Genomic DNA, 1,924 nt, shown 5'->3' on the forward strand with positions numbered 1-1,924 from the left:
CACGGTGATCTTAGTCAGAACCAAAGGGATTTGGTCATGAACTCCTTTCGTAAAAAACAGATACAGATGTTGGTTGCCACCGATGTAGCGGCCCGAGGTATCGATGTGGATGATATTACACACGTCATAAACTATCAATTGCCCGATGAAATAGAAACCTATACCCACCGCAGTGGCCGAACAGGTCGCGCAGGTAAATCAGGCATATCCATGGTCATTATCACCCGCAGTGAGTCCCGTAAAATCAAGGCCATTGAAAACATGATAAAGCAAACGTTCATTCAAAAAACGATCCCTACTGGAATGGAGATCTGCGAAATACAGCTTTATCATTTAGCGAATAAAATTAAGGATACCGAAATAAACGAAGAGGTCGAAAATTATTTACCCGCCATCAACGATGTATTTCAAGGCATAGACCGTGAAGAATTGATAAAGAAAATCATTTCTGTAGAATTTACCCGTTTCTTTAATTACTATAACAAAACCCGTGATTTAAATACTGCTGATGCCTCCTCTGACAGAGGTGAAAGACGCGAACGTGGCGGTGAAATGCCTACCAGTGGCTCAGTACGTTACTTCATCAATGTTGGCGAAAAGGACGGGTATGACTGGATGTCCTTGAAGGACTTCATTCGCGATACCGTTGATCTAGGACAGGACGATGTTTTCAAAGTAGACGTCAAGGATAGCTTTTCCTTCTTCAACACCGATGCTGAAGTTACCGAGAAAATACTTTCGACTTTTACGGAATTCAAGGTCGATGGCCGATTCGTGAATGTCGAGGTTTCTAAAAGTCCCGGCGGTGGCGGTGGTCGCAGTGGCAGGGACAAAAAAAGAAGTGGAGGTAAAGACCGCAGCTATTCCAGTGGTAAAGGACGAGATCGAAATACTTCCGGAAAAAGAAGGGATAAAAAATCCGCTGGGGGTAATGCAAGTTTTTCAGGAAAAAGAAGGAGTAAGCGTAAAAGTGATTTCTTTTAGTTAATTGTATATTAAAAAAACACATCCTTCTAATTTTTGTTTTGATTAGTACCCAATAATTCGGATTTTAGACCCATGATAAAACGTATTACCCTGGCCTTTCTACTTATTGGTTTTATGGGGCTATCCCAAGAAAACGAAGCAGAGGGCCAACCTTTCAGTGCCATCGTAGTGAACGCACAGACAGATAGGCCTTTGGAAAGTGTTCATGTCATTAACTTGAACAAGGTGACAGGCACGATTACCAATGGCAATGGGGAGTTTTCAATAACTGCGGCTGTCAATGACACCCTATACTTTTCCTATCTCGGATTTAAATCACAGAAAATCAGGGTCACCAATGATATGTTCAAGTTCAAGGATACCAAGATTGCCCTGACAGAATTGGCGTATGCTCTGGAAGAAGTCATCGTGCGTCCGTATCAACTAACGGGTTACCTTGAGATCGATGTCAAGAACATGCCGATCAATACTGCATATCAGTACAGTATCTCAGGTTTGAACGTGGGCTATGAAGCCGGTAAAAAGAATCCGAGTGCCGTAACCAAAGTTTTGGGGGCCATATTGAATCCTGCTGATTTGTTGCGAAACCTTTTTGGGAAAAAACCCAATCAGATGCGTAAATTAAGACAGGTCAAGGAAGATGACGCCATACGGGACCTTCTTGCCTCTAAATTCGATAGGGAAACCCTTACCGAATTGCTTCAAATCGAAAAAGTCGATATCGAGGATATCCTTAACAACTGTAGTTATTCCAAGTCTTTCATAAGCACGGCGAACGATTTACAGATCTTGGATGCCATAAGTAGTTGCTACGAAGAATTCAAAGTACTAAATAGAAAGAAATAAATTTTCTATTTACCACTGCATTTTATAGCTTTAGCCAAAATAGACAACTATGCATCGACTGTTCGTATGGGTTTTGGTACTGGCTATCCTC

General features: G+C 41.7%; 2 protein-coding genes. Both read left to right on the forward strand.

Annotation, left to right across the window (positions count from 1 at the left end):
* The coding region (locus WBM98_RS05055) for a helicase-related protein (protein WP_424364941.1) at nt 1-984 on the forward strand (984 nt) is incomplete at its 5' end.
* A gap of 75 nt (nt 985-1,059) precedes the next feature.
* Nucleotides 1,060-1,833 (forward strand): carboxypeptidase-like regulatory domain-containing protein, encoded by a 774-nt coding sequence (locus WBM98_RS05060; RefSeq protein WP_424364942.1) that lies wholly within the window; start codon nt 1,060-1,062, stop codon nt 1,831-1,833.
* Nucleotides 1,834-1,924: the final 91 nt, after the last annotated feature.

The organism is Maribacter sp. (assembly GCF_049667165.1).
In the GTDB taxonomy this organism is placed as follows: domain Bacteria; phylum Bacteroidota; class Bacteroidia; order Flavobacteriales; family Flavobacteriaceae; genus Maribacter_A.

Excerpts from the sequence above, each read along its gene's own strand:
- WBM98_RS05060 (WP_424364942.1), top strand. The coding sequence starts at position 1,060 with ATGATAAAACGTATTACCCTGGCCTTTCTACTTATTGGTTTTATGGGG.